Here is a 2,506-nt window from a genome sequence, read left to right as displayed (position 1 = left end):
TCACAGGAGTAATTTTCAAGGACGGAATTCGTGTATCGGACCAATCAGACAGGAGCGCCGCCTGATGACCCATACACCAGATTTGACAATAGCTCTTCGATCTGAAAGCTTTCGCATAGTCTTTTGCGCCTCATTTGACGACTAGGTTGCCAAAATTCACAGCAAAGACAATCTAATAATTTGACAGAATTTGCTTAAAACGATTATCATATGCTTTATTCCAATGTGGATTTGAAGTCCTGCCGCGTAGGCAAACCAATGATATTTCAAAGAACTTGGAGCGTTTTTTTAGTTTTTTCAAAAAAATAACCTCCGTTAATCATGACGGAGAATCGTTGCAGTCAGAGTTCTCACACTTCCTATCCTTAACTACGCCGCCCCGGAGTTTAGTCGTCTGTTAGCCGGCCTGTGGCTTATGTTTTTTCGAGGAGGTAGCTTTCGCATGTCGAAAATCAACCAGATCCAACAAGCTCTACAAGAAATGGACGGGGGGAAGTTCCAAAAACTGGCTGACGCCTACCTCACAGAGAGAGGGTTTAGGCACATCAATTCCATCGGTTCTGTTGTTGCTGCGGATAAAGTGAGACCAGGGACACCGGATACCCTCATAGCATCGCCCGATGGCAAATTTATCTTCGTCGAGATTACTACGCAGCAGAGTAGTTTGTTCAAAAAGATGAAGGATGATCTCGCCAAGTGTTTCGACGAGAGCAAGACTGGAATTCCTGTCGATAAGATCAATCGGGTCATCTTTTGCTTCACAGGAAAGATTGGCACAAGGGAACAAAACGAACTAACCAAATCCTGCCAAGAAAAAGGCGTCATGCTCGACCTTTTCGGCATTGACGCCTTGGCCTACGATCTCTATGAAAAATACCCTGCGCTTGCTCGTGATTTTCTCGGAGTCTCCATAGACACTGGCCAAATTGTGCCCCTCGAACGCTTTCTTACCCTCTACAACAGCAACAAGTTGGCAACTCGTCTGGACCACGCTTTCCACTTTCGGGAAGAGGAAATTACCTCTTTGCTTGAAGCACTTGAGAATAATATAAACCTGATACATGTATCGGGTCGAGCGGGAGTGGGGAAAACACGCGTAGCGCTGGAAGCGTGCAGGAGATACCGCGAGGTACATCCCGAATACGAGGTACGGTGTATCTTCAGTCGAAACGTAGAATTATGGGCGGATCTCCAAGTTTACTTCAGAAGACCGGGATGTTTTCTCATCCTCGTAGATGATGCGAACAGGGTGAGCAATTTTGATTATGTTGTGGATCTCCTCCAGCATCAGCGAGAAGATCAACGGATTAAAGTTGTCAGTACAGTACGAGACTACGCTGCCGAGAAAATTCTAGACAAATCTCGGTCAATTGGTGACTTCAAGGCAATTGAACTAACCCCCTTTACCGACGAGCAGGTCAAAGAGTTCATCGCCGAGGAATACAGAATTACTAATTGTCACTTCTTGGACCGCATCTCAGGCGTAGCTCGCGGTAATCCTCGGCTGGCGGTGATGGCGGCCGAAGTGGTGAAAAATGGATCTCTTAGTAAAATCAACGATGTGTCGTCCCTTTACGAAAGTTATTTCACCTCCATAAGAGAAGACCTGTGCAAAGAAGGCACCGATCCAGAGAATGCCGACCTCCTGCGTGTTGCGGCTATAACATCGTTCTTCAATGCCGTGGATCATACAAACGATACGATGATGGGCCTTATTGAGGATGTGTTCGGCATTTCTGCAGCAGCCTTTTGGGAGACGGGCAATCGACTCCACGAGCTGGAATGGTTCGATCTTCATGAAAACGAGGTGCTCCGGATATCAGACCAGATCCTCCGAACGTACATCTTTTACCTGGCTGTCTTTAAGAAAAAAGTTCTTAGCTTTGGCACATTCCTCTCGCACTTTTTTCCTAAACGGCGATCCCTTCTCATAGACTCCATCAACCCGGTTCTCGATGCCTTCGACAGCGAAAACATCATTGAGGTTATGCACCCGCACGTCGCTCAACTATGGACAGAATTTGTGAAGAATGGCAACGAAGAGGGACTCCTCCATCTCCTTGAGGTTTTTTGGTTCACTAAGCGTACCGATACCCTGGTGTGGATAAAAGAGCGAATCGATGGACTGGAACCCGAACCAGTGGATTTTGCCGGAATCTCCTTCGCTAAGAATTCGGACGCCACGCCTTCTCCCTCCATCTTGAACGTGCTCAGCCGCTTTGCATCCGCCGAAGAATGGGATGCTCGAAATGCGCTCAGCCTTTTGCTAGACTACTGTGACAAGCGACCATCTCAAACGCCTACAATTCTGCGAATTCTCATTGACGATTATGGATTCAAATTTACATCCTATCTAGGAGCCTGTCGGACTTAGGCCACATCGGATAAAATAGACTCATCCCGACCAAAGGCGGCGAAAGAGCATGGTGACCAGATTCCAGACAGTAGACAGAGCGACTCCGTACATACTCCCCCAGTCCATTGAGGACTGGCTTCCCGAAGACCA

The 2,506-nt window shown here is 47.3% G+C and carries 1 protein-coding gene; it reads left to right on the top strand.

The genetic code is table 11. The annotated features are described in order from the left end of the window. The first annotated feature begins 442 nt into the window (after window positions 1-442). The gene (locus tag C8D99_RS15035; protein ID WP_133959317.1) at window positions 443-2,374 is read left to right on the top strand and encodes an NACHT domain-containing protein; all 1,932 of its coding nucleotides are present in this window, start codon (window positions 443-445) and stop codon (window positions 2,372-2,374) included. Window positions 2,375-2,506: the final 132 nt, after the last annotated feature.

The organism is Aminivibrio pyruvatiphilus (assembly GCF_004366815.1).
GTDB classification, from domain to species: Bacteria; Synergistota; Synergistia; order Synergistales; family Aminobacteriaceae; genus Aminivibrio; species Aminivibrio pyruvatiphilus.
Note: the sequence above shows the minus strand (reverse complement) of the source record. Positions and strands in the feature narration are given on the sequence as shown.